This is a genomic window from Streptomyces sp. NPDC021115 (assembly GCF_044333065.1).
Lineage (GTDB): Bacteria > Actinomycetota > Actinomycetes > Streptomycetales > Streptomycetaceae > Streptomyces.
Genome location: NZ_JBIRQF010000006.1, coordinates 526,865 through 550,905, shown reverse-complemented (window position 1 = coordinate 550,905; position 24,041 = coordinate 526,865). Strand labels below are relative to the sequence as shown.

16 protein-coding genes and 2 CRISPR repeat arrays are annotated in these 24,041 nt (G+C 68.4%); of the genes, 4 read left to right on the top strand and 12 right to left on the bottom strand.

Features of this window, described 5'->3' with window-relative positions:
- Positions 1-6: 6 nt before the first annotated feature.
- Positions 7-1,203, top strand: coding sequence for an amidohydrolase family protein (locus ACH4TL_RS22325; protein WP_398316100.1), 1,197 nt, complete (start codon positions 7-9; stop codon positions 1,201-1,203).
- A 347-nt stretch (positions 1,204-1,550) separates the two neighbouring features.
- Here the strand turns inward: ACH4TL_RS22325 and ACH4TL_RS22320 are convergent, their stop codons facing one another.
- The 3 genes from ACH4TL_RS22320 to istA form a co-directional block, all read right to left on the bottom strand.
- Entirely contained in the window at positions 1,551-2,207 is a 657-nt protein-coding gene (locus tag ACH4TL_RS22320; RefSeq protein WP_398316102.1) for a class I SAM-dependent methyltransferase, read from the bottom strand.
- Positions 2,208-2,348: 141 nt separating this feature from the next.
- Positions 2,349-3,146 (bottom strand): IS21-like element helper ATPase IstB, encoded by a 798-nt coding sequence (gene istB, locus ACH4TL_RS22315; protein ID WP_362064646.1) that lies wholly within the window; start codon positions 3,144-3,146, stop codon positions 2,349-2,351.
- Positions 3,143-4,783 carry an IS21 family transposase gene (gene istA / locus ACH4TL_RS22310; RefSeq protein ID WP_398316105.1) on the bottom strand — a complete coding sequence of 547 codons (1,641 nt, stop codon included), beginning with the start codon at positions 4,781-4,783 and terminating at the stop codon, positions 3,143-3,145. The genes istB and istA overlap by 4 nt, the downstream gene beginning before the upstream one ends.
- Before the next feature lie 198 nt (positions 4,784-4,981).
- Between istA and ACH4TL_RS22305 the strand changes: the two genes are divergently transcribed.
- Positions 4,982-6,586: an ISL3 family transposase gene (locus ACH4TL_RS22305; protein WP_398316107.1), complete on the top strand. Its 1,605-nt coding sequence runs from the start codon at positions 4,982-4,984 to the stop codon at positions 6,584-6,586.
- A 23-nt stretch (positions 6,587-6,609) separates the two neighbouring features.
- Entirely contained in the window at positions 6,610-7,182 is a 573-nt protein-coding gene (locus ACH4TL_RS22300) for a hypothetical protein (RefSeq protein ID WP_398316109.1), read from the top strand.
- A gap of 837 nt (positions 7,183-8,019) precedes the next feature.
- A CRISPR array of direct repeats spans positions 8,020-9,633; the repeat unit is 29 nt; unit sequence GGGACCATCCCCGCGGGTGCGGGGAGCAG.
- Positions 9,634-9,716: 83 nt separating this feature from the next.
- Here the strand turns inward: ACH4TL_RS22300 and cas2e are convergent.
- The 8 genes from cas2e to cas3 all read right to left on the bottom strand — a co-directional run bounded on the left by cas2e (position 9,717) and on the right by cas3 (position 19,104).
- Entirely contained in the window at positions 9,717-10,073 is a 357-nt protein-coding gene (cas2e, locus tag ACH4TL_RS22295) for a type I-E CRISPR-associated endoribonuclease Cas2e (protein WP_398316111.1), read from the bottom strand.
- The gene (gene cas1e, locus ACH4TL_RS22290) at positions 10,070-11,047 is read right to left on the bottom strand and encodes a type I-E CRISPR-associated endonuclease Cas1e (protein ID WP_398316113.1); all 978 of its coding nucleotides are present in this window, start codon (positions 11,045-11,047) and stop codon (positions 10,070-10,072) included. The genes cas2e and cas1e overlap by 4 nt, the downstream gene beginning before the upstream one ends.
- A gap of 4 nt (positions 11,048-11,051) precedes the next feature.
- Entirely contained in the window at positions 11,052-11,831 is a 780-nt protein-coding gene (gene cas6e / locus ACH4TL_RS22285) for a type I-E CRISPR-associated protein Cas6/Cse3/CasE (RefSeq protein WP_398316115.1), read from the bottom strand.
- A complete protein-coding gene (gene cas5e / locus ACH4TL_RS22280) occupies positions 11,831-12,562 on the bottom strand; it encodes a type I-E CRISPR-associated protein Cas5/CasD (RefSeq protein ID WP_398316117.1) in 732 nt (243 codons plus the stop codon). The genes cas6e and cas5e overlap by 1 nt, the downstream gene beginning before the upstream one ends.
- Entirely contained in the window at positions 12,559-13,776 is a 1,218-nt protein-coding gene (gene cas7e / locus ACH4TL_RS22275; protein ID WP_398316119.1) for a type I-E CRISPR-associated protein Cas7/Cse4/CasC, read from the bottom strand. The genes cas5e and cas7e overlap by 4 nt, the downstream gene beginning before the upstream one ends.
- On the bottom strand, positions 13,773-14,468 hold the full coding sequence (gene casB, locus ACH4TL_RS22270; protein WP_398316121.1) for a type I-E CRISPR-associated protein Cse2/CasB: 696 nt from the start codon (positions 14,466-14,468) through the stop codon (positions 13,773-13,775). Before casB ends, cas7e begins: the two co-directional genes overlap by 4 nt.
- Before the next feature lie 18 nt (positions 14,469-14,486).
- Positions 14,487-16,130 (bottom strand): type I-E CRISPR-associated protein Cse1/CasA, encoded by a 1,644-nt coding sequence (gene casA, locus ACH4TL_RS22265; protein WP_398316747.1) that lies wholly within the window; start codon positions 16,128-16,130, stop codon positions 14,487-14,489.
- A gap of 64 nt (positions 16,131-16,194) precedes the next feature.
- Positions 16,195-19,104 carry a CRISPR-associated helicase Cas3' gene (gene cas3, locus ACH4TL_RS22260; protein ID WP_398316750.1) on the bottom strand — a complete coding sequence of 970 codons (2,910 nt, stop codon included), beginning with the start codon at positions 19,102-19,104 and terminating at the stop codon, positions 16,195-16,197.
- A gap of 870 nt (positions 19,105-19,974) precedes the next feature.
- Between cas3 and ACH4TL_RS22255 the strand changes: the two genes are divergently transcribed.
- Positions 19,975-21,867, top strand: a complete 1,893-nt coding sequence (locus tag ACH4TL_RS22255; protein ID WP_398316123.1) for a pentapeptide repeat-containing protein — start codon at positions 19,975-19,977, stop codon at positions 21,865-21,867.
- Between the two features lie 94 nt (positions 21,868-21,961).
- A CRISPR array of direct repeats spans positions 21,962-22,478; the repeat unit is 28 nt; unit sequence GGACCATCCCCGCGGGTGCGGGGAGCAG.
- A 253-nt stretch (positions 22,479-22,731) separates the two neighbouring features.
- On the opposite strand, the gene ACH4TL_RS22250 is transcribed toward ACH4TL_RS22255, so the two are convergent.
- On the bottom strand, positions 22,732-23,616 hold the full coding sequence (locus ACH4TL_RS22250; RefSeq protein ID WP_398316125.1) for a helix-turn-helix domain-containing protein: 885 nt from the start codon (positions 23,614-23,616) through the stop codon (positions 22,732-22,734).
- Positions 23,617-24,041: the final 425 nt, after the last annotated feature.

The following is a 24,041-nucleotide window of genomic DNA, read 5'->3' as shown; positions in this document are numbered from 1 at the left end:
AGCGACATGCTGATCACCGCTGGACGAGTACTCACCGATCCCGCATCGGGCACCTACGTACCGGACGGCGCCGTACTCATCGACGGCGACACCATCGTGGCCGCCGGGCCGCGCCCGCAGGTCGAGGCGCAGGCACGCCCCGATGAGGAACGGCTCGCCTACCCCGACGCCACCCTCCTCCCTGGCTTGGTCGATGCGCATGTGCACCTGCTGTTCGACGCCTCCCCGGACCCGAAGGCGGTCCTGGAGCACGATGACGAGAAGCTCTTGGACGATATGCAGGGGCGGGCGGAGACGCTCTTGCGCAGCGGTGTCACCACCGTGCGCGATCTTGGAGACCGCAACGGGCTGGCGCTGCGGCTCGCGGACGCGATCGACAACGGCTCGGCCACCGGGGCGCGCATCGTCTCCGCGGCGACCCCCCTCACCCCGGTCGGCGGCCACTGCTGGTTCCTCGGCGGGGAGGTATCCGGAGCATCCGAGATCCGGCACCTGATCGAGCGCAACGTCGCATCAGGTGCTCAGGTCATCAAGGTGATGGCGACCGGGGGCGGTCTCACCAAGGACGGACCCGCCAGTTGGGAGCCCCAGTTCACCCCCGAGGAGCTCGCTGTCGTAGTCGATGAGGCTCATCAGGCAGGGCTCCCCGTCGCGGCTCACGCCCACGGTGTGGACGGCATCGCGGCTGCGGCGGACGCCGGGGTCGACACGATCGAACACTGCACCTGGATGACTCCCGACCGCAACTTCGAACTCCGCGAAAACGTCCTCGCCCAGATCGTCAGCAAGGGCATCTACGTCTGCCCGACAATCACCCCGAAGTGGAAGATGCTGCCGCAGGTCTTCAGCGCCGAGCGCTTCGAGACCATTTCCAGCAACGTGAAGCGAATGGCCGAAGCCGGGGCACGGCTGATCGCCGGTACGGACGCGGGGGTCCAGCGCGCTCAGTTCGGCGGCCTGGCCACGAGCCTCGGGTTCTACGAGCGCCTTGAACTTCCGGCCAGCTACATCATCGACATGGCCACCGGCCAAGCCGCGCAAGCATTGGGCCTGGGCAAGGAGATCGGCCGACTGGCTGCTGGCTACCGGGCCGATCTACTCATCGTCGACGGCGACCCTCTAAAGGGTTTGGGCGCACTGCAGAGGCTCAAGACAATCTTCGCGGGCGGAGATCAATACGAACCCGAGAACGGTGCCTGCTAGGCCCGAGAGCAGGGTCGCGGCAAACGGTGACGGTGCCTTAAAACTGCCCCCGCCCTCCGGAGTTTGCTTCCAGCCCGACCGCTGTTCCCCGCAGCTCCGGCACGTTGTCACAGTTCCGGTAGCAGCTCTAATTGCTCACTCCGCAGCGGCCTGCTGGGACTGGCTTCGTTCACTTCAAGCAGCAGCGTTTGTCTGCCGGTTTGGGCAGCAGTTGGCGATCTTGAGAGTCGTGAATGTTCACGAGAAGTAGCAGCAGTGCATGGGTAGGCCCGACCGCGTCTGAGCGAAGCTAGCCGACCAGGCTCGTTGAGCTGCGCGGGCTGGATTGAGTGAGACGGAGAAGCCATTTAGCGGCGATGCCATACGAGCGTGTAGCGCCAGAACAGCCGACGGCGCAGTCGTGCGCCGGGCAGGACCATATGCGCCTCGCGGACGATATCGGGGAAGCTCATGTCCGCTGGTCGGGTCAGGGCCGTCATCGAGGCCGGACGAGGTGCTGTGCGGCCCCTGTTTTTGAGCCAGCCCGTGGCGGCGTTGAGCGGACTGGCCACGGATCCAAGCAGGTAGTCGCCTGGAGTCGTCGGGCGCGACAGCCCAAGGATCACGAGGGTCCCGCCAGGCGCCAGGTGCCGACGGAAGACGGTGAGAGCATCGGTGAACGGCAGATGGTGGATCGCTGCGACGCACGTGATGACGTCGTAGGAGTCTGCGGGGATCCCGGTCAGCGCGTCTGCGGTGGTGAAGGTGACAGAAGTTGCCGGAGGGGTCAGCTCCTGTGCCTGGGCGATGATCTCCGGGTCGGAGTCGATGCCATGCACCGTGCTGGCGCGCCCAGCCAAAAGCCTGGCCAGGTCGCCGCTGCCGGCGCCGACGTCCAGGGCACTGTCGAAGCGTCGGGGCAGCTGCCGCAGGATCCAGGGGTGGTAGTGGGCGTTGTGGTCCCAAGGGTGGGCGCCATTGAACTGGTCAAGAGCCCGGAGGATGCGGTGCGACAGTGTCGTCATGCCGCCACTCCATCAAGATCCTGGTGACTGCGTCACTTCAATGGCCAAACGACTGGGTTCGTTGCGTAAACGCCTCGATTGGGCGAGAGCGGTCACCCGCCGCCCGTGAGGGCGGCGGTCGCCCAGCAGGCCGGGGCAGTTTCAGCTGGCCGTCGCGGGCTGTTCGGCTCGTGCCCTTGTGCTGGCGAGCCGGTAGGAGTCGGTGCCGGTTTCGATGATGGTGCCGTTGAAGGTGAGGCGGTCGACGATGGCTGCGCAAAGGCGGGGGTCGGTGAAGGTCTTGGTCCAGCCGCCGAACGATTCGTTGGAGGCGATGGCGACGCTGTTCTTCTCCTCGCGCTCGGTCAGGACCTGGAACAGCAGCTCAGCGCCGTGCCGGTCCAGCTCCATGTAGCCCAGCTCGTCGATGCAGAGGAGGTCGACGCGGCCGTAGCGGGCGATGGTCTTGTTCAATTGCTTCTCGTCGGCGGCCTCGACCAGCTCGTTCACGAGTTTGGTGGCGAGGGTGTAGCGGACGCGGTAGCCCTTCATCGCGGCCTCGGTGCCCAGTGCGATGAGCATGTGGGACTTTCCGGTGCCGGAGTCGCCGATCAGGCAGAGCGGCTGGCTCTTCTTGATCCACTCGCAGCTGGCGAGGGTGTTGATGGTGGCCGGATCGATGTTGGGGTTGGCGTCGAAGTCGAAGGTCCGCAGCGACTTCTCCCGAGGGAAGCCGGCTGCCTTGATCCGTCGTTCCGAGCGGCGGCGGGCCCGGTCGTCGCACTCGGCCATCAGCAGTTCGGCGAGGAAGCCGCGGTAGGTCATCTGGTCCTTGGCGGCCCGGTCGGCGATGTCGGCGAATTCGCTGCGGATCGACGGAAGCCGCAGCAGACGGCAGGCGGTGTCGATGGCCGTGGTGGCGGCCTGCTCGGTCAAGCCTCGCTGGCGGGGCAGGGTCACTGTGCTTCTCCCTCTTGGTGGTCACCGCCGCTGATGCGGCGGCGTCGGAGCAACTGGTCATAGGGCGTCACCGAGGGCAGCGGCCTGGTGTCCGGCGGAAGGTGGTGCAGCTTCCACTCGTGCAGGAACGTCACGGTCGCCGAGCCCGAGCCGGCGGCCGCCCGGGGCAACGGGACGTCGGCTGTCGGTTCGTCCTCGGTCTGGGCGGCCTTGCGGGCCTCCAGGGCGACAGCGTCTGCGGTCAGTGCCCCGGCCCGCAGGGCGGTGGCGAGGCCGGCGACGAGGTGTTCGTGCGCGATGTGCCGACCCAGCAGCAGCACCTCAATCAGGGCCCGGGTGCCTTCGGTGTCGCCGTGGGCCCTGACCGCCGCGGTCCACCAGGCGTCGTGGACCGGGGTGAACTTTCCTGCGGATCGGGCCTGTTCCAGAGCGGTCGCGCCGGGGAAGGCGCCCGGCTTGCGGACCAGGGCTTCGAGGTAGTGGTCCAGATCCAGGCGGCAACTGCTCTTGGCGATCAGTCTTTCGTGTCGGGCCACTTCCACGTTCTTGTCGTAAACCACCAGGTGAGAGGCGTGCAGCATCACTCTGACCCGTTTGCCGATCAGCCGGACGGGCACCGAGTAGCGGTTGGTGCGGATCGTGATCTGGCTGTAGCGGTCGACCCGGGGGGTGAACACCCGTCCCGTCTCGAACCGCTCTTCGGGCAGCGGCATCAGCAGCGGCCGCTCGTCCTCGAAGTACTCATCGATGGTCCGGGCCCGTGAGCCGATCCGGCGGCGGCCGTCGTGCCGGTCCCACTGTTCGACCAGCTCGTTCAGCTCCGCCAGCGACTCGACCTCGGGGACGGGAGTGAAGTGGTTGCGGCGGAAGTAGCCGATCTGGCCCTCGACTCCGCCCTTCTCGTGGGCGCCCTCGATGCCGGGGCGGCAGTAGAAGCTCTCGATGGCGAAGTGCGATTTGAAGGCGATCCACCGGTCGGTCTCCACCCTCGCCCGGCTCAAGCCCAGCACCTGGGCGACGGCGGCCTTCAGGTTGTCGTAGCGGACCTTGCTCCGAGGGACGCCGCCCAGCGTCTGCAACGCGTGCACGTGCCCTTCGAAGAAGGCTTCCTGACCGCAGGAGGCGAACACGCGATGGACGGCCTTGCCCGAATAGGAGAGGCGGAAGGAGAACAGGTAGCAGGTCACCAGCTCGCCTGCGAGCCGCACGGTGACGTCGCCGAAGTCGACTTCGGCCTCCATGCCGGGGTGGTGGGTCTGCGGGACGAACGCCTCCAGCGGGGCTTTGCCCGACTCCACCAGGATCTGCGGCTTCCGGTCCGCGACATAACGCCGAACTTGCTGGTAGGAGACGTCAGCACCGTGTTCCTCGACCAGGCGGTGGAAGATCCGCGTGACGGTGTGGCGCTGCTTGCGCGGCGCGTCCAAGTCCGCCAACAGGATGCCGTCGATGACCGGCTTGTACGGGTCCAGCGTGGTTGCCCGCGGGGGCAGTTTCTTCCGCGGTTCGGGCCAGACCGAGTCCACGGCCTTCCTGACCGTCCGCCACGACACGTTGTACTTGCGTTCGATCTCCCGCAGCTTCATGCCGCTGCGGTGGTCACGCCGGATCGCGGCGTACAGCTCAACCTTCGACATCTGCGGCATGACCAGGGCCTTTCACCAGGAGCACCCCGATGCTGCCCTGGCAAGTACCCCGGTGCTGTCGAAACTCGGGTTCTGGCACAGCTTCTGTGACGCGGCCACGCTGTGTGACGGACGGGCTTCCCCGGGCAGTAGGTGAAGTCGCCCGAAAATGAGCCGTAGCCAGGGTTGTTGGGATGACAGTTCGGGGCCGTGGAAGAGATCGCGCTCCGGTTGCAAGGGCTGTTGTTCCCGTCGATCGTGGACGTCGCGGTGCTGTCGGTGGACGTGAGCATCGCGATAGTGCGGGTCGACGTGGAATGCACTGCGAACGGTGCCGTTTGCCCGCTGTGCGGGGTCTGGTCGAACCGGGTTCATGGTTCCTACCTGCGGTTTCCTGCTGATGTGCCCAGCGCGGGACGAAGCGTTGTTCTCCGGCTGAAGGTCCGCCGGTTCGCCTGCGGCAACTCGGAGTGCGCACGCCGGACCTTCGTCGAGCAGATATCCGGCCTGACTCGTCGACACGGTCAGCGGACCGAGCGGCTGCGCGCGACGCTGGCCTCGGTCGGTCTCGCTCTAGCGGGCCGTGCCGGCGCCCGCCTGAGCTCCGCGCTCGGGGTCTGCGTCAGTCGGAGCACCGTCCTGCGCCTGGTCGATGCCCTTCCCGAGCCGGAAGTGCCCGCCCCGCGTGTGGTCGGCGTTGACGAGTACGCCACCCGCAAGGGCCGCCACTACGGCACCGTTCTCGTCGATGTCGAAACCCGCCGCCCTGTCGACCTGCTGCCCGACCGGGAGGCATCGAGCCTGGCGGCCTGGCTCGCCGATCGGCCCGGCGTCGAGGTCGTGTGCCGGGACCGGGCGCCGTTCTTCGCCGAGGGCGCCACCACCGGTGCACCGCAGGCCGTCCAGGTCGCGGACCGGTGGCATCTCTGGCACAACCTCAGCGAGGCCACCGAGCGGAGCGTCGCCCAGCACCGTCGCTGCCTCCGTGCTCTGGCCCCCACGGCTCCTGAACCTGGGCCCGAACCCGAGGCTGTTCCGGCTGCGGACTCGTCCGGTTCTCCCTGGCCGCGCGGACACCGATTCGCCGACCGGACCCGGGCTCGGCATGCTGCCGTCCACGCACTGCTGACGGCGGGACACAGCCGGCGCTCGGTGCAGCGGCAGCTCGGGATGACCTACCGCACCGTCAAGCAGTTCGCCGACGTCGCGACGCCGGAAGAGCTGTTCACCGGTCAGTGGCAGAACCGGCCCTCCGTCCTCAACGACTACAAGCCCTACCTGGACGACCGCTGGAACGAGGGCTGCACCAACGCCTGGAAGCTGTGGGAGGAGATCGTGCCACTCGGCTACAAGGGCAGCTACCAGCGCGTTCGCGCCTACCTGCACGACAAGCGCATCTCACCGCGGCCGGTGACCGCCCGGCCGCCCTCGCCCCGGACCGTCGCCGGATGGATCCTCCGCCGTTCGGACACCCTGACCGAGACCGAGCAACTCCAGCTCAAGGCCGTCCGGGCGCACTGCTCCGAACTCGACGCCCTCACCGGCCACGTCCGCTCCTTCGCGACCATGCTCACCGAGCGTCGGGGCGCGCGCCTGCCCGTGTGGCTCGACGCCGTCCGGCGGGACGACCTGCCCAGCCTCCACACCCTCGCGGCGGGCATCGACCGCGACCGCGACGCGGTCACCGCCGGCCTGACTCTGCCCTGGAGCTCGGGCGTCGTCGAAGGCCATGTCAATCGGATCAAGATGCTCAAGCGCCAGATGTTCGGTCGCGCAGGCTTCGCCCTCCTGCGGAAGCGCGTCCTCATGTCCTGATCATCGACGACGGAAGCAACGCGATGGCAGCGGCGGCGGCAGATGTGCAAGCCTTCCCCTTCCAGATGCCGACGGAGAAGACCTCGATGACCAGCGACGACGCCCTCGATCAGTTCAGACACATCGCGCGTGAGAGGGCGTTTGGCAGGCATGTCGGATCGGACAGGCTCATTCAGGCAGGTCTGGACGCGCTGATTGCTGGGGTCGAGAGCCCGTCCCTGGCCATGCTGGCTGGACTCCTCCGGAGCGAAGAGTCCGACGCGCCGGAACTCTTCGACCAAGTACTGGAGGAGCTGGGACTGCTCTTCCACCCGCCCGCAGACCCCCGGGCCGCAAAGTGGGCGATGGCCTACTGGATCGCCGGTCAGATCGCCGACGGATCCCTGGATCCCGCCGCCGGCACTCACCTCATCTGGGCAGACATCGCCTATGACCTCGGCTACCCCGAAGAGCTAGAACCCCTTGTGCACTGCGCGCACAACCTAGACGGCTGGGAGGAGAGCTGGGGAGTGTCCGTCGAGGAACTCAACGGGGAAGCGGTCGAGGCAGCGAAGCAGTTCCTTAGCAAGAGGTCTGCAGCCGAGGCGCGGAACTAGACCCGGGGTTCGTTCTCGCCATCGGGATCGGTCAACCGCGAGGTGACCCGCTCACTCAACGTGGCCGCACCACAGAACTTGAGCCAGAACCACGACTCGTGAATAGAGCCATGGGACCATCCCCGCGGGCAGGGAGCAGGCCGGCGGCCTGGTTCTCGCCCCATCGGCCGAGGGGACCACCCCCGCGGGTGCGGGGAGCAGCATCCCTCCTCGTAGTCGAGAGTGCAGTTGCAGGGACCATCCCCGCGGGCGCAGGGAGCAGGCCAGACCGGTGTACTGCTGAACGCCGGGGGTGGGACCATCCCCGCGGGCGCGGGCAGCAGAGCTGCCGGTCGTTCGGCTCGGCCAGCGCGTTGGGACCATCCCCGCGGATGCGGGGAGCAGGACCTGTGACGGCGGGCCGCACCCCGGCAGCCCGATCACCGTCACGGGACCATCCCCGCCGCGGGTGCGGGGAGCAGTAGTAGGACTCACGATTCCTGAGCATCCGCGTGGGGCCATCCCCGCGGGTGCGAGGAACAAGAGTCCGACCAGTGGAACACCACCTCGTACTCGGGGCCATCCCGCGGGTGCGGGGAGCAGGGTTTGTCATGGTTCCGGGTGTCCCATGTGGAGGGACTATCCCCGCGGTGCGGGGAGCAGGCCGGGCCGATCGCCCACGAGGCCGGGCTCAAGGGACCATCCCTGCGGATGCGGGGAGCAGTTGACCGGGATCGGCCCTTGTCAGGGTTCGGGGGACCATCCCCGCGGGTGCAGGGAGCAGGGGCGGGACCAACCCGCGCACCGGGCTGGACTGGGATCATCCCCGCGGGTGCGGGGAGCAGCGCCGCGGCATCCGGGACCATCCCCGCGGGTGCGGGGAGCAGCTGCTCAAGATCGAGGCCGAGGACGCGTACGAGGGACCATCCCCGCGGTGCGGGGAGCAGCTCCACCATCATCCCGCTGGAGGTGGACGCCTGGGACCATCCCCGCGGGTGCGGGGAGCAGGCGCGGTGGGCGCAGGCCGAGGCGCAGGCCAGGGGACCATCCCCGCAGGTGCGGGGAGCAGTGGCTGCTGCGCACCACACTGGACGCGGGCGTGGGACCATCCCCGCGGGTGCGGGGAGCAGGGTCCGTCCGAATCCGCGGGTGTTGGTGTGCAGGGACCATCCCCGCGGGTGCGGGGAGCAGATCCCGGCTCCCGTCACCGCCATTCCGACCGGGGGACCATCCCCGCGGGTGCGGGGAGCAGGCTGGCACGTCGGATCTGGTCCAGTTCGGTCCGGGACCATCCCCGCGGGTGCGGGGAGCAGTTGACGTCGATCAGGTGCCAATCCCCGTGTGGGGGACCATCCCCGCGGGTGCGGGGAGCAGCGTCTTCTTGACGACCCTGATCAGTCCTTCGCGGGACCATCCCCGCGGGTGCGGGGAGCAGGGACCAGGCGGAGCACGGGGGTTCGGGGCGTCGGGACCATCCCTGCGGGTGCGGGGAGCAGGCCTACCTGGACGAACTCCTGGCTTCCCCACCGGGACCATCCCCGCGGGTGCGGGGAGCAGTAGGACTCGGCCTGATCGGTGTCCAGCAGCCGGGGACCATCCCCGCGGGTGCGGGGAGCAGCATCGAGGGCATGGTGCTCCTGGACACCGTCCGGGACCATCCCCGCGGGTGCGGGGAGCAGGAGACTCCGGTGCCAACGACGGCAAGCGCGATGGGACCATCCCCGCGGGTGCGGGGAGCAGGTGGATGACCTGGAGGGTCCGGATCCGGGGTCGGGACCATCCCCGCGGGTGCGGGGAGCAGTTCAGCAGGCCGATGTTCTGTTGCACTTCGGCGGGACCATCCCCGCGGGTGCGGGGAGCAGGACCGCGACAACCCGCAGCCACCGAAGCGCGAGGGACCATCCCCGCGGGTGCGGGGAGCAGTGGTTGACGGTGTAGTCGTGCCCCCAGCTCCGGGGACCATCCCCGCGGGTGCGGGGAGCAGATCCCCTTCGGCTCGCCAGACGTGCCGAGGCCGGGACCATCCCCGCGGGTGCGGGGAGCAGCCAGCACATCGTCCGCGCTGCACTGAGCGAGCGGGACCATCCCCGCGGGTGCGGGGAGCAGTTGCCCCTCATGGCCATATCGGGGCGGTCGGTGGGACCATCCCCGCGGGTGCGGGGAGCAGCGGCAGACCAAGACGCTGTTCACCACGAGCGTGGGACCATCCCCGCGGGTGCGGGGAGCAGGAGGTGGGCGGCGTCGCGCAGCTCGGCGGCGCGGGACCATCCCCGCGGGTGCGGGGAGCAGTTCGTCCGGACTGGCCAGCCGCGCGCCGCGCCGGGACCATCCCCGCGGGTGCGGGGAGCAGCCGTCGCCGGAGTCCCCGTCCCCATGCTCATCGGGACCATCCCCGCGGGTGCGGGGAGCAGTCGCCGCCGGGAAACGGACCGAACGCGTAGTAGGGACCATCCCCGCGGGTGCGGGGAGCAGACTGGGTGACCTGGAGCTTTAGTGCGAGGACAGACTCGTTTCCCACACTTTCACCGATACCGACAATTCGGTCACATGGCTCATTATTGGGCGCGCTTGCCGAAGCGACGGCGCTTGGATGCCTTACTCCAGCCTGGCTTCGGAGCACCGGCGGCCTGCTGTGCTTCGGGGTGGGGACGTCGGATGAGGGTCAAGCCCTCGTGATCGACGGGGTGCCAAGCGTGGTCGTGGGTGCGGAAGGTGAAGCCTTGCTCGTTGTTGGTGGTGTGGGCGAGCAGGGAGCGGCCTTGTCCCGCGTGCTGGCGTACCTCTTCCCACAGGGCGTCGCGGATGCGGGCGGAGGGGTTGCCGATGAAGACGCCAGCGGATATTTCCAGGAGCCAGCGGGTGAGGAAGCCACGAAGGCCCGGAGGGCAGTTGGTCAGGACGATGACGGTCACCAGAGCACCGCCTCACTCTCCGGGCCGGCATCTTCGGCGTAGTTGCGGCCAGCGGACACCTGTCGTCCTCCGTCGGTGTGAAGGACAACGCGGTCCGCTTCGGGATCGACGGCCGCGCTCCCTGCTGTGGCGTTTGGCAGAAGCAGGGACTTGATGTCGTCAACGCAGCGGTCGAGCAGGGACGTCTGGTTGATTCGGTCCCTCAGAGCCCGGCGCGTACGAGCACCGACGTCCTGGTCGTCCTCGGCTGCGGCGTCGAAGGCGACGGGGATACCGATCTCGGTCTTGTACAGGTCGGCGATGTCGAGGACGAAGGACACTTCGTGCCCGGAGTGAACGAAGCCCAGTGCCGGGCTGCAGGCGAGGGAAGCTACAACGGCATGGGCGATGCCGTACATGCACTGTGCGGCGGCGGTGATGGCCTGGTTGACAGCGTCCCCGCTGGTGAAGTCGCCCGGGGTGTAACGGCGTCCGCGCCAAGGGACGCCGGTGCGGGCGGCTTGCTCGCGGTAGCAGTCCTTCACCCGGCGCCCCTCCCGGCCAAGGAGTTCCTGCCGAGTGAGGCCGGCCGGGTCCTCATCCGGGAAGCGCAGCCGGTACATCGCGCGTGCGACGGCAAGTCGCGTGCGGGGATTGGCCCACTTGGCGGCCTGGGCCTCGGCGAGGGCGGCGGAGCGGGTCAGTGCTCGGCCGCCGGCGTAGTAGCGCACGCCGTGCTCGCCGACCCAAGCGACTCCCGCTCCGGTCTCGCCGAGGACGCTCATCGCCTGGTGGGTGATGCGGGTGCCGGGGCCGAGGAGGAGTGTGCCGATGGTGGCGGACGGGATGTGGGTCGTGCCGTCCGCGTCCTCGGCGGTGATGGCGTTGGCGTCGCGGTGGACGAGGCACCGTTCCAGATACACAAAGGACAGGCGCTCGCCGGTGCGGGTGAGATGCCGGGGAGTGAGCGCAGGACGCCGGCCGACGGTGGTCAACGGTTCACCCGGCTGTCGTGGGAAGCGGAACGAGGGTCATCAGCCCGCAGCCGTATGCCTTGGCCTTGCCGAGCCCCTGGGTGAGGGTGGCGCGGAGCCGGTCGGGGTCGGTGACGGTGAGCCGGCCGTCGTAGGTGACAGTGACCAAGGTGACGCGGTTCCGAGTGGAGGCGTTACCCGCCCCCTGCTTCGGGAAGGACAGGTTGCGATGGTCGCGGACTATCAGTTCGTACCGGTCGCCGTGCTGCGGCCGCTTGTGATGGGTCGTGCCACCGGGCAGGAGGCGATTCTCTGCGGGCTTCTCGCAGATGAGGAATCCGCTGCGCTCCTGACGTCGCGCGTCCAGCAGCCACTCCATCTGATGGGTCGGGGTCAGGTGTGCGGTCCGCTTGGTCGGCTCGCCTTCCTTCCTGCGGATCTGGTGGACCGGGTTGGCCGTGAGGCGGAACGCCCACACACTTCCCTCGGCCAGCCGGTCGAGGAACGGGGCGTAGGGGCGGCTCTGCCAGCCGGGGGCTTCTGCGGTGGCTGCCGCCGGCCAGCCGGCCTGTTCCACGAGGTGGGTCATGTCAGGACGGTCGGGACTGACGACGTACAGCAGGACCTCGGCGGCCGCGTTGCGGTCCAGCCGCCACAGCACCCGCGACCCGTCGGCTGTGCCGCTCTCGGTGGGGAGCAGATGAGGGAACGACGACATCACCGCCGCGTGGAGCGATTGGGGGGAGGAGAGCAGACGCCGGGCCCCGGGGCGCGCGGTGTTGAACCGGAAACGGGACAGGTACATCAGTTGCTCTCCTCCAGGGCGGCGAGAGGATCGTGCATGGGCACCCTGGCCGTCGCGGCGGCCCGGACATCAGGGTGGAGTACTTCCACGGTCTCCGTGACCACAGGGCGCAGGGCGTGGCGGCGGCGCTCGGCCGCGTAGCTGAGTGGCTGGTCTCGCAATAGGTCCGCGCCGTCCTCGTCAGCGGCGGCCTCGCGCAGCACCGTCAGGGGGATGGTGGGCTGTCGGCCATGCCCTTTGCGGTACCAGGGTGCTGCCTGCCACGGCTCGTCCCGCAGCGCCCGGGCGAGGTCGGCCCCGCGATGCACACCGAGCCGCACGGGGCGGGCAGGCGGGCAGGAGCGACGACCAAGGAAGGGAGCGTGGACAGGAGCGTGCAGTGCGGCATCCAGGACGTCGACGAGTTCGTCCTCGCCTTCGACGGCTGCGACGAACACGGCGTCGGCCAGGTAGTAGCGCTCCGAGACGGGCATGGACACCTGCGTGATCTGATGCCGCGCGGTCTGGTAGTCACGTACCCGGGTGCCAGGCTGGTCGATACGGACTCCGAAGCGGAGCGCGGCCAGACGGGCCAGTTCGGCGTCGTCACCGCGCTCCATCCCGCGGGCGGCGGCGAGCATGCCGATGACGCCGCTCTTGGTGGGAGCGGACTCGGTGATACGTCGGGCGAAGCGGGCCGAGGCCCCCCACGCCTGGAGGGGGCCGTCGAGCCGGAGGGTGAGCACGCTCATGCGGGCTTCTCCATGCGCTCGGCGACGGCGGTGCCGACGGCCTCGACGAGCGCGGACAAAGAAGGCGTCTTCTCGCCGACATCGGCCAGCTTGTCGGTGGTCGAGCCGACACGCAGGACCCAGGCGCGGGTGGACTCCTCGTCGCCGTAGGCCTGTTCGACCTCGGGGATGTATGCGGCGAGTCGGGCGGAGGCCTCACGCAGGTGCCCGCTGCCGGCCGCGGCCGTGACGGGCTCTTCGAAGGCGGCCACGAAGCTGATCGGGCGGGTGGTGCGCAGCGTGACGACGACGGCGTCGGGCAGCGTGTGGTTTCCGAAAGTGTTGATCTTCCCCGTGGGCAGTGAGGCGATGAACGCGTGCACGAACGCCTCCACGGCGCGCCGCACGGGCGTGGTGACCGACTGATCCTCGCGCATTCCTTCGCCGAGGTTGGCGGCGAGCTGGTGGATGCTGACGGAGGCGTAGCGGTACAGGGTGGCGGAGTTGAAGTCGACGGTGCCGATCATGCCGGCGCCGCTCTCGGCCTCAGTGTTCTCGTCGTCGACGGCGGTGTAGTAGTCGGACTCGTTCTCCACTCGGTGCACGCTGATCGCATGGGCGACTTGGCACGCCGCGTCGACATTGAAGTCGGTGGAGTCGGCGACCATACGGCCGAACAGTGCGATGTCGACGGAGTGGTCGGTGTCGGCGATCTGCTTGGCGCGTGCCTTGTTGTCCTTGTCCTTCAGGTACGCGGTGATGTCGGCGGCGCCGTCGACGGCCAGAGCGGCAAGGCCGTCGACCTGCCGGGTGCTGAGGAACATCAGGTACTTCGACCTGGGTGCCTCGTCGACCGGTTCCTCGTCCGCCGCAGCCTTCGCTTTTGCGCCGCGTGTCTTGCGCTCGGGAGCCTCCAGCTTCTTTCCGGTGGCAGCCTCGATGACGGCGGCGGCCAGGCGCAGGGCGTCGGCCTCGGCGATCGAGGTGTCGAGCTCGATGATGCGGGTGGCGAGGAGTTCGGCGACCTTCTTCGTACGTACGCCCAGGTCGGCCGGGTCGAGCAGCTGTGCGTCCTTGAAGTAGCCGCGGGTGGCGCGCTTCCACGCCTGGCTGGAGACCCGTGCCCGCGGGACCCCGCCGTACACCGCCGATTTCGGCGCGCCGGTGTCGTCCCGGTTGAGGTTGCTGGGGGGCACGGTCTGCAGGGCATGCACGTCGAGGAAGATGCGGTTCACGAGTCGTCCTTGGATGTCGTGTCGGAGTTGGACGGGGCGTCGGTGCTGGGCCCGTCGGCCTCGGTGGTGGGGTCGCCTTTGGGATCGCGGTAGGCGTGGAAGGATCGGCCCCAGGCTCGGCGTACGGTCTCGGGGCCTTGCGGCCACTGCCACTGGTAGAGCTGCCGGGCCAGGAGCGCATAGTCGAGGGGGATGCCCTCGTCGCGCAGCAGCACGACGATTTCGCGCAGACGCTGGGCGAGGATCGAGAACTCCGATGCGGTGCCAATACGGACGAACCGCTTCCGTACGGCGTCCTCCGCGTCTCTTTCCGCCATCAGCCGGCGTACGGCGGCTCCCAGCCCGCCGGGCGCTTCCGTACGGTGGGGCCGGTGCATCCCGCTGCTGCGGGACTGCTGGTGCACCGCCCACAGGGTCATCGCGACGTGTACGGCATCCTCGGCGCGGGTCAGCGACTCCTCACCCGGCGTCCGTCCGTCCGGGGTTTTGTCGTACAGCGGCCCTGTGTCGATCAGCCCGAGCAGGTCGGGAACCTGCTGCGGCTGCTTCCCCGCTCCGCGGCGGAGTCTGGCGAGAGTCGCCACGGCCTTGGGACCGTCGCGGAGAAGCTCGTGCTGCAGCGGACCGATCGTGTCGGCGACAAGATCCTTGACACGGTCGGGCATGGGCTTCGCGTAGGTGGCGGTGGTCATGCCAGGGCCCCTTTCTGCTTATGCTGCGGGGGTTTCAGGACCAGGGTCCGCAAAACCATCGCTGGGAGAATCCGGTGCGGCTGTGTCGATCTTGAGACTTTCTGGACCGCCGAGGACCCTGGCGAGCCGGTACCGGAACGATCGCTCGGCGTAGGCGGAGTTGAGCCACAAGTCGCCCTTGCCAGTGGTGATGATGCGGCCCTGCCATGCGGCGTCTCCCGCCCCCGCGATCAGCTGCTCGCCGATGCCGCGGATGATGCGGTGGGCCTCGGTCCTCCACCGCGCGCGGTGTTCCTCAGGGTCGGTGGCACCGACGCCACCCAGCTTGTGGAGCCAGGACCGGTACGGGGCGTCCAGCGCGTCGTACCCCTGCTCGCGAGCCCTGCTACGAGGCCCCTCGGTGGCCGCACCACTGGCACGAGCCAGGTCGACGGCGAGATCGCCGAGAACGGCCACTGCCTGGTCCGCGTCGGACACCGCACTGATCGCCTGCTGCGCGTACCTGCGGTCCTGACGGTTCAGCAGGATGACGGCCATGGACAGCCGGTCATCGACGACCTCGTCGATCACGGACTGCTGGGTGCCGTACACAGCGCCCACGATCCGGGCCCGAAAGCGGGTTCCGCGCGGCAGATACCCTTCGGCCGTCGCGAGCTGGGCGATCCACTCCAGGACTCCGGCACCGAGTTCAGGTGCGGCCTCGGTGGTCTGTGACGCCGTCGGACGCTCGGCGAGCAGCGAGGACAAGCCGCGCCACACCGCACGCTCGGGATTGTGCGTCTTTGGCATGTAGACCAGCGACTCACCGAGTTTCTTCTCCTGGGTCTCGCTGCGTCGCCACACGGTCATCGGCTCGCGCTCGTGGAGGTTGTGCAGGGGCAACGGATCGCCATAGGAGAGCACGACTCCGTAGACGCCTCCGTTGTCAAAATGCAGTCGCAGCCTGCGCCCCTGCCAGGTGTACAGGTCCCGCATACCTGTCGGACGCCGATTGGGGACAGCGCCTGGGCCGCAGGGTTCCCGCCGCCAAGCCGGCCGGTCATCCGGATCGGAACGATGCCTGTTGGTACGGCGGGCGACCAGATTCAGCAACAGCGTCTCGCGCAGCGTGTCCCCTTCTGCGAACACCCCGCCCAGATTGCCCGACCAGCCCACGCCCTGCGGGTACGCCTTGCCGTTCTTGGCTCGGCTGTCGCCCACCACGCCGGTCTTGATGCCGGAGGTGTCGTAGGCGTGGGTATGCACCACCCAGCGTGCTGCCTCGGCGAAGCCGAGCCGCTCGACGGACGGCATGCGGGCGGTGAAGAAAGGTTCTCCGTTGGGGACATCGGCGACGATCCGGTTCAGCGAGAACACCTCGTCGCGGGTCGTGCGCAGACCGGCCACCTGAAAGAACGGCACGACCGGGTGAAGTAGGTCGAACCGCTCCCGGTGGGCGTCCAGATAGGAGGGCACCGAGGCGAAGCAGTCCTCGTCCTCCCACCAATCGACCCATTGATCGGCGTCCTGCGGCCCGTCGAGGGCGTCGTGCGCGACTGCCAGCAGCAGTCGCAGCAGCGCGAACTCCTGCGTGGGCACATCGCCGACGATCCGGACCAAGTCCGATGCTTGCGCGAAGACCTCGCGCAGGGACAGCTCGTCCTGCCGACCGTCCCGGCGCATCACCGGAATCCACGGCTGGGAGGTCAGGTCGAACGACGGCAAGTCGCCGCCGGTGCTTCCGGGTTCAGACACGCGTCACCTCAAGTCCGTCCACGTCGCTGTAGCGGAGTTGGAACCCTGCCAGACGGGTCTGACAATCGGCGTCGAGGACGAGAATCAGCTCGCCCGCCAGCCAGTGGCTCTCTTTGCCCTGCCAGGCTTGCGGGCAGAACTGCTCCAGTTCCGCGATGGCGCGATCCAGGACCTCGGGGAAGGAAAACTGGTACGGAAGACGCAGCCCGCAGGCCGCCGCGGCCTTCGACGCCCGCGCATCGGGTGCCCGGTCCTCGGGCAGCTCCAGCCCGGCCTTGCCCGGCTCGATCCAGTCGACAGTCGCCAGCGCGCCGTCGGCACGCCGCTGCACCACGACAACCTCCAGGCTCTCCCGGCCATCGCGGACCTGAGCGCGCCCGGCACGGGTGTCGTCAGCGTCGCCCACCCCCGCGCTGATCCAGCCGATCAGTGGCCGCCCGGGCCGTCCCACCGGGTCCAGCCGGAACACATCGGCCCGCTCGGCCTGGTCCTGGCGGAAGTCCTCATGCCGCTGCCATGCACGAGCCATGGTCTCCGCCCAACTCGCCGGTGCGGATGATTCTTTCGCGTACGCGCCCTGGACGAGCAGGCTGATGTCCCGCGGCAGTCGAACCGGCCGCGCGTCGCCATCCAGGTGGTCCAGCAAGACAGCGGCCGAGCGCAGCAGCGGGTACTCCCCGTAGACGGCGACCGAGCCGCGCACCGGCACCGGCACCGGTCCTGCCCAGTCCACACCGGTGAGCAAGCAGCGTGCCGTGCGCAGCCGCGGCGGGCGATCTGCTTGGCCATCGCCACGGTGGTGCCGGTGCAGGCGCCCCATCCGCTGCAGCAGCAGGTCCACCGGGCACAGATCACTGACCAGCAGGTCGAAATCGACGTCCAAGGACTGCTCGGCGACCTGGCTGGCGACCACAATGTGCCCTTGCGTCGGTCGCTCCTTCGACTTGCCCGGCGGACCGAACCGCGACAGCAGCGCCTGGTCCTTGGCAGCCCGGTCCACGTCGATGAAGCTTGAGTGGGCAACCGTGACCGCGCCCTCGCCGAACCGTTCGCTCAGCACCCGGGCCGTCTCCAGCACCCGTCGGACGGTGTTGCGCACCACCAGCGCGCACCCACCCTCCACCAGCTCGGTCTCCAGCCGGTCCGCGAGCACGCCCAGGTCGTCCTCCAGGCGTTCGAGCACTACCTCACCACTGCGACTGGAGGCGGAAGGCGCCTCCAGCACGGGCACCGAACCCGGAACCACAGCGGTCAGCAGCGGATACGCCTCCGCTTGCTCCACCGCCTCGAACCCGTCGACGTCACCCGCCGCGCCCTCACCCGCGTACGCCTCAGCGAGCTGCCGCCGCCGCGCCGCGGGCAGCGTCGCCGACAGCACCACCACCGGCACCCGATAGGCACCCAGCCACGAAAGTACTCGGTCCAGATACGTACTCATGTACGTGTCGTAGGCGTGCGCCTCGTCGATGATCACGACCTTGCCCGCAACCGCCAGATGCCGCAGCGCCAAGTGCCGACTCTTCAGACCAGCGAACAGCAGCTGATCCACGGTGCCCGCGACGAACGACGAGAGCATCGCCTTCTTCCGGCCGCGCAGCCAGGAGTGCGCCACCAGCTCCGCCGGCGCCGCACTCCCCTCGCGCCCCGGCCGCACCGGTCCGGCGTCCTCGTCGAGCTCCACTGCCGCGATCTGCTGCGAACCCGCGCGCAGCAGATCGGCGTAGTCCTCGTTCAACGCGGCCTTGGAGTGCGCCAAGAGCACCGACAACCGCACGCCGCCCTCGGTCGGCAGCCGCTCCAACCAGTCCAGCAGCCGTGGGAACATCGCGTTACCCGTGGCCATCGTCGGCAGGGCGAAGAACACTCCGCCCGCCCCCGAACGGGCCGCCAGGATCTCCGCCGCCGCCAGTGCGGCCTCCGTCTTGCCCTCGCCCATCGGCGCCTCGATCACCAGCAGCCCCGGCTCCGGCATGGTGCGCGCCAGTCGTACCGCCGCCTCCTGCACCGGCCGGACCTGGGCGCCGGAAGGCAAGTCGAACCGCGACGCGAACAGCTCCGGTATGTCCTCGACCGGCTCCTGAGCCCGCCAGCGAGGCGGCAGCCGAAGCCCCCGCCAGGCCGCCGTCACCCGCTCCTCGCCCGTCTGGTGAGCGGACTGCGGAAAGTACGGGAACAGGTCAGGGTTGCTGGCGATCCAGTCGGCGACGATCACCAGCGCCGACAACAGCACCTGCACCGGCTGCGGCAACTTCACCGACTGCCAGTCGCCGAGCCGCTCTGCAACTCCGAACTCCTCAGCGCACGCCTCCAACAGCTCCTTCTGGACCCTCAGCCACCGTGACCGGCTCTCCCCCGGCGTACGCAGGAGATCCTCACGGTCGTCGAGCCCCTTGATCTGGCCGTGTTCCGGCGGCACTCCGTGGTGCCCGCCCACTACGACCGCGAACTGCCCCGACTGCCGCACAGTGAACCCGTACCAGTCCTCCAGCCACTCGGCCAGCAGCAGTTGTCCAGCCAGACCGTGCGGAGCCATCCGACGGTCGGTCCCCCACTGCCGCTGAGTCTTCATCTCCAGGCCCTGCTCGTGCATCGCATACGCGAGCTGTTCGACCTGACAAGCGAACGCCGGGGTTGCCTTCCCGATGTCGTGTACCCCAGCCAGCCACACCGCCAGACGACGCCCATCGTCCAGCCCGCCTGGCAGCATCCTCGCAATCAGGGTCCTCACGTTGTCCGGAAGCCACTGATCCCAGAGCAGCCCCGCCACAGCGGCGCTGTCCTCCATGTGCCGCCACAGCGGAAGCCAGCCACCACCATCCCGGTCATGCTTGGCCCACACCGTCCGCGCCGGCCCACTGAGCCGATCTTTCAACCCAGGCCTCAACTCGCCCCCACGTGTCATGTCTGATAAGTACCGGAAGAGCCAGACGAAGAAGTCCTTTTTGGACGAAAACCTCGCCATCGACGCATGACACACGTCGGGGTTGTCACCCCGCGGCTCCGGCCGAGGACTCTGCCAACCCACCCACCTCCCCACGCCTGGGCCACGGTCTACCAGCAGCCACCAGGGAGGATTGAGCGACCAAGCCACGCTCCAGCACAACTACCCGGAGCGGCGGCTAAGCTGCCGCCTCACCCCGCTGCACTCTCATGGAAGAACCATCCCCGCAGGTGCGGGGAGCAGAAGAAGCCGGTGCAGCCGTTTGGCAACCCCAAGGGACCATCCCCGCGGGTGCGGGGAGCAGGTCTCCGTGGCCGTGCTCGTTACGAACGTGACGGGACCATCCTCGCGGGTGCGAGGAGCAGTCGTTCTCCTGGCTGCTCCAGGTCCCGGTCCAGGGACCATCCCCGCGGTGCGGGGAGCAGCACCCTCACCCGCGGCCCGTCCCGCGCGGTGTGGGACCATCCCGGCGGGTGCGGGGAGCAGTATGTCAAGGCCGACCGGTTCATCGTGGCCGCGGGACCATCCTCGCGGGTGCGGGGAGCAGTTGGTGGGATGGGCCACCGGCACACTCATCCCGGGACCATCCCCGCGGGTGCGGGGAGCAGAGGTCCGCGCGGTGGATGTCGCGGTAGGTGCCGGGACCAGGGCCACCGACGAAATTCGCTGACCTGCGGTTATGACAGTTACTTTGGTACTGAGGTCCCGTGGTGAAGTCGCAGGCTCCCCAAGAGGCTCAACCGCCGACCGGACGTCGGACAGGTCAGCGCCAGCGCTGTGAGAGAAAACGCGGCGGGCAACCGCACGGCTGGCGGTCATCATCCTAGGAGCATGACGTCTGCAAGTTCCGAGCCATCCCACACCTCACCCAACTGGCCCCACTGCGGCCTGGGCGCGACCCCGGAGAATCCGATCGGCTGCCCTGGCATCCACGTTGCCGGATACACGGCGTGCCTGGCCCACCTCAACGAGACCGACCGCGCTGCCTACCTGACGACCTTGGCCCCTGGCGCCGAGGTCGACCACCGCGGCACCCCCTTCACCGAAGACCTGCTGCGGCAGCTCCTCGACGCACTACACGACCCCCTCACAAGCCACCCCCACCTCGGCAAAGCCCTCTTCAACGGAGCAACCTTCTCAGGCGCGGGCGCCACCGACGGGTTCGACAGCGCGTCGTTCTTCGGCGAAGCCTGCTTCGTGGGAGCGTCCTTCTTCAGCAAGGCCGACTTCCACAGGGCGTCCTTCTTCGGCAAAGCCAGCTTCGGAGCTGCCTCCTTCTCCAGCATCGCCGACTTCGCCGGGGCGTCCTTCTCCGGCGAAGCCAGCTTCCACGAGGCATCCTTCTTCAACCCCACTCTCTTTTATGAAGCGTCCTTCTCCAGCGAAGCCAGCTTCGTGGGGGCATCCTTCTCCACCTACACCTGGTTCGATAGGGCGTCCTTCTCCAGCAAAGCCGAGTTCAGCAGGGCGTCTTTCTCCTACCCTGCCTTCTTCCTCAAGACCTCCTTCTTCGGCGAAGCCAGCTTCACCATGGCGTCCTTCTCCGGCAGCGCCCACTTCGATGGGGCATCCTTCTCCGGCGATGCCGTGTTCGCCGGAGTGCGGTTCGAGACCACGCAATGGTTGGGGCCGCTGGTGTGCGGTGGGCACGTCATGCTGAACCGCGCGGTGTTCGGTGCGCCGGTGACGGTGGAGATCGCGGCCCGCAAGGTCACCTGCGTGCGAACACAGTGGGAATCGATCGCGACAATGCGCCTGCGCTACGCCGACCTCGATTTGAGTGATGCGGCCTTGGAGTACCCGCTGACGGTCGCTGCCCGACCCGCCCCGTTCCCAGACAACTCCTCCGGCAGATTGCCAGAGACAGAGCTACGTGGCCATGAGCCTGGCGTGCGTCTGACATCCGTGGACGGCGTTGACGCCGCGCACCTGGTGCTGCACAACATCGCCCTCGATGCCTGCCGGTTTGCTGGCGCTATCCACCTCGACCAACTCCGTGTCGACGGCTGGTGCACCTTCGCCGAAACCCCCTCCGGTAACAGGTACCAGCGCCTGCTTTGGCGGTGGAGCCCGCGGCGTACCCTGGTCGAGGAACACCACTGGCGTGCGCAGGCCGTCCGCTCCGCCCGCAGCCGCGGCTGGTTATCCCCGCCCGAGAACGTGGCTGTCTTACAGCCGGCCGCGCTGGCCGCACTGTACCGGCAGGTGCGCAAGTCGCTGGAGGACGGCAAGAACGAGCCGGACGCCGCCGACTTCTATTTCGGCGAGATGGAGATGCGCCGCCACGATGTCACCCGACCGGCTGGCGAACGCGTGCTGCTGACCGCCTACTGGGCCCTCTCCGGATACGGGCTGCGCGCCATCCGCGCCCTGGCCTGGCTCGGCGCCGCCATGACGGCCACCCTGCTGGCACTGACCCTGTGGGGCCTGCCCGCCTCAGAGCCGAAGCCGGGCATCACCGGCCGCCAGGTCGCAGTAGGACGGGACATCACCCTCACCACCCACACACCCGACCCGGCCAACCCCACCGGGCCGTGGGCCGAGCGCCTCACCACCGAGCGGTTCGAGAAAGCCCTGCGTGTAGTCATCAACTCCGTAGCCTTCCGCTCCTCCGGCCAGGACCTCACCACAACGGGCACCTACACCGAGATGGCCTCCCGCATCACCGAACCCGTCCTACTCGGTCTTGCGGCCCTGGCCATCCGCAGCCGCGTCAAACGCTGACCCCATCCCACAGCAACCCCAGAGCCGTTGGAGACCCACCCTGTGACCACGTTTCCCCATTCCGTCACCGGGCGGGCCGCCTTTCGTCGGTTCCCCGACCATCCCCGCGGGTGCGGGGAGCAGGTCAGTGCCTTGTTGGCCTTCTTCGCGGCGTCGGGACCATCCCCGCGGGTGCGGGGAGCAGTCGGTGAGCTGGTCACGCAGGTCGGCGTACAGGGGACCATCCCCGCGGGTGCGGGGAGCAGCTGTCGCGATGACCCGCGCCCTTGGCTACCGCGGGACCATCCCCGCGGGTGCGGGGAGCAGATCAGCGGCTTCATCGGCAGCGCCGTCTCCTGGGGACCATCCCCGCGGGTGCGGGGAGCAGTCGCCCTCGTGCTCGATGCTGAGCCAGGTGCGAGGACCATCCCCGCGGGTGCGGGGAGCAGGGCGGCTTCGACGGCGTGGTCGGCAACGTGCCGGGACCATCCCCGCGGGTGCGGGGAGCAGACCTCGACAGCCGTCAGGCATGAATGGGCATAGGGACCATCCCCGCGGGTGCGGGGAGCAGTCAACCCTGCGCAGGGTGCTGTCCGATTCCGCGGGACCATCCCCGCGGGTGCGGGGAGCAGACTGCGTGACCTGCACGTCTACCTGCCAGTAGGTAGCTCGCAGAGCACTATCTGAAACTCCGGCATCCCGGACATAAACGTTCCATTCCTTCCCCGATCCCCACCGTGGAACCGGCCCGACACCAGCCCGCCACTCCAGCCCAGTTGGCCGCCGCAGCTCTGTCAACCGACGCATTGAGGCCGCATGCAACGCTAGACAGCCGAGCGCATCCGTCGCCTTCTTCACCCCACGTCGAAAGAAACGGAGTTCGCTCTACGTTCCCCCGCCGTCAGGCAAATCCTTCTCCTCCAACTCCTCAACAACCTTGTTGATATAGGCCAAGACGTCTGCCGAGAGCCCCTCTGACCCCAGCCCACGTGCCGCGCTCCGGCCGACAGCTCCCCTACGGACAGATTGGAGAAGTCGCAGACCCTCGTAGACCTGCCGCGCCACGGCCTCGTCCGGCTGGAAGTACATAGGGGACACATCGAAGACGTGGGCCAGCCCCTCCTGAACCAGGGGGGAGGCTGCCTTCTGGGCACCGGTACGCAGATCACGTACGCCGTCCTCGGTGATTACCGGTCCTCCCGCGTACGCGTTGACCGAATGTGCGATCTCTGCGTCCGAGGGTGGCGCCTGCCCTGGATATGAGTGGTCGAGCAGGTAGGTGATCTTCTCGGCCAGCGAGCCCGGGATCTCCTGACCGGAGCCGGTTGCGCCAGCCTCGGGAGCATGAACATCGCGCCCGAAAGATCGCTCCTGGGCGGCCAGCAGCTCGTCAACGGTGACCCCGTACCCATCGGCCAGGAGATGAACGAACTTCTCACTCAGGCGGCGCTTCCCTCGTTCGGCGTTCGCCACAGGGCCGGCGCTCTTCGTCCCAGTCAGGTCCTTCGTTTGGTACTGGGAAAAGCCCGCGTCACAGCGAAGGTCGGCCAGATCCGGCAGGCCGGTCCGCGGGAACATGTGGTCCAGATCCTGACCGAGCACCCGCGCAAGAGCAGGAAGCCGCTCGGCGTCTGGTGACGAGTGACCGGTCTCCCAACTCGCTACCGCTGGGTCGGAGACACCAACCGCTTTTGCTACATCACTCTGCGTGAGATCTCGTGCGCGACGAACTTCGCGCAGGCGGCGTCTGTCGAACCGACGAGCAGCCATCGAGACCTACCCTCAGGGCATGGTTTCCGAAACAAAGGAAACATTAGCTAGTTGACTCGTTTCTCAAATCAGGATAGCTTCAGTTTAGCGAACCCGGGGTCGCGACGCACGCTCGCCCTGGGCGCACCCAGCAAGACAGACCGGCGCCCGAGAGTGTGACCTCTCGGGCGCCGGACAACGCGACCTTGTGCCCCGGCAAGGGCATTGAGACCGCCGCGAACCGCTCCGAACCTTTGCACGGGCTCTACCGGAGCGGCTGCACACAGGAGATTTTCGCATGTCCTCAGCCATGCGCGGACCTTCGGTCCGCACTACGTACCCCACTCTTCATACCCGACGCTTGGCCGAGCATCTGTCCGGGATGCTCCCTCAGGCCGCGACGGTGAAGGTCCGACTCCAGGGCCCTCAGACCGTTCGGCCTCACA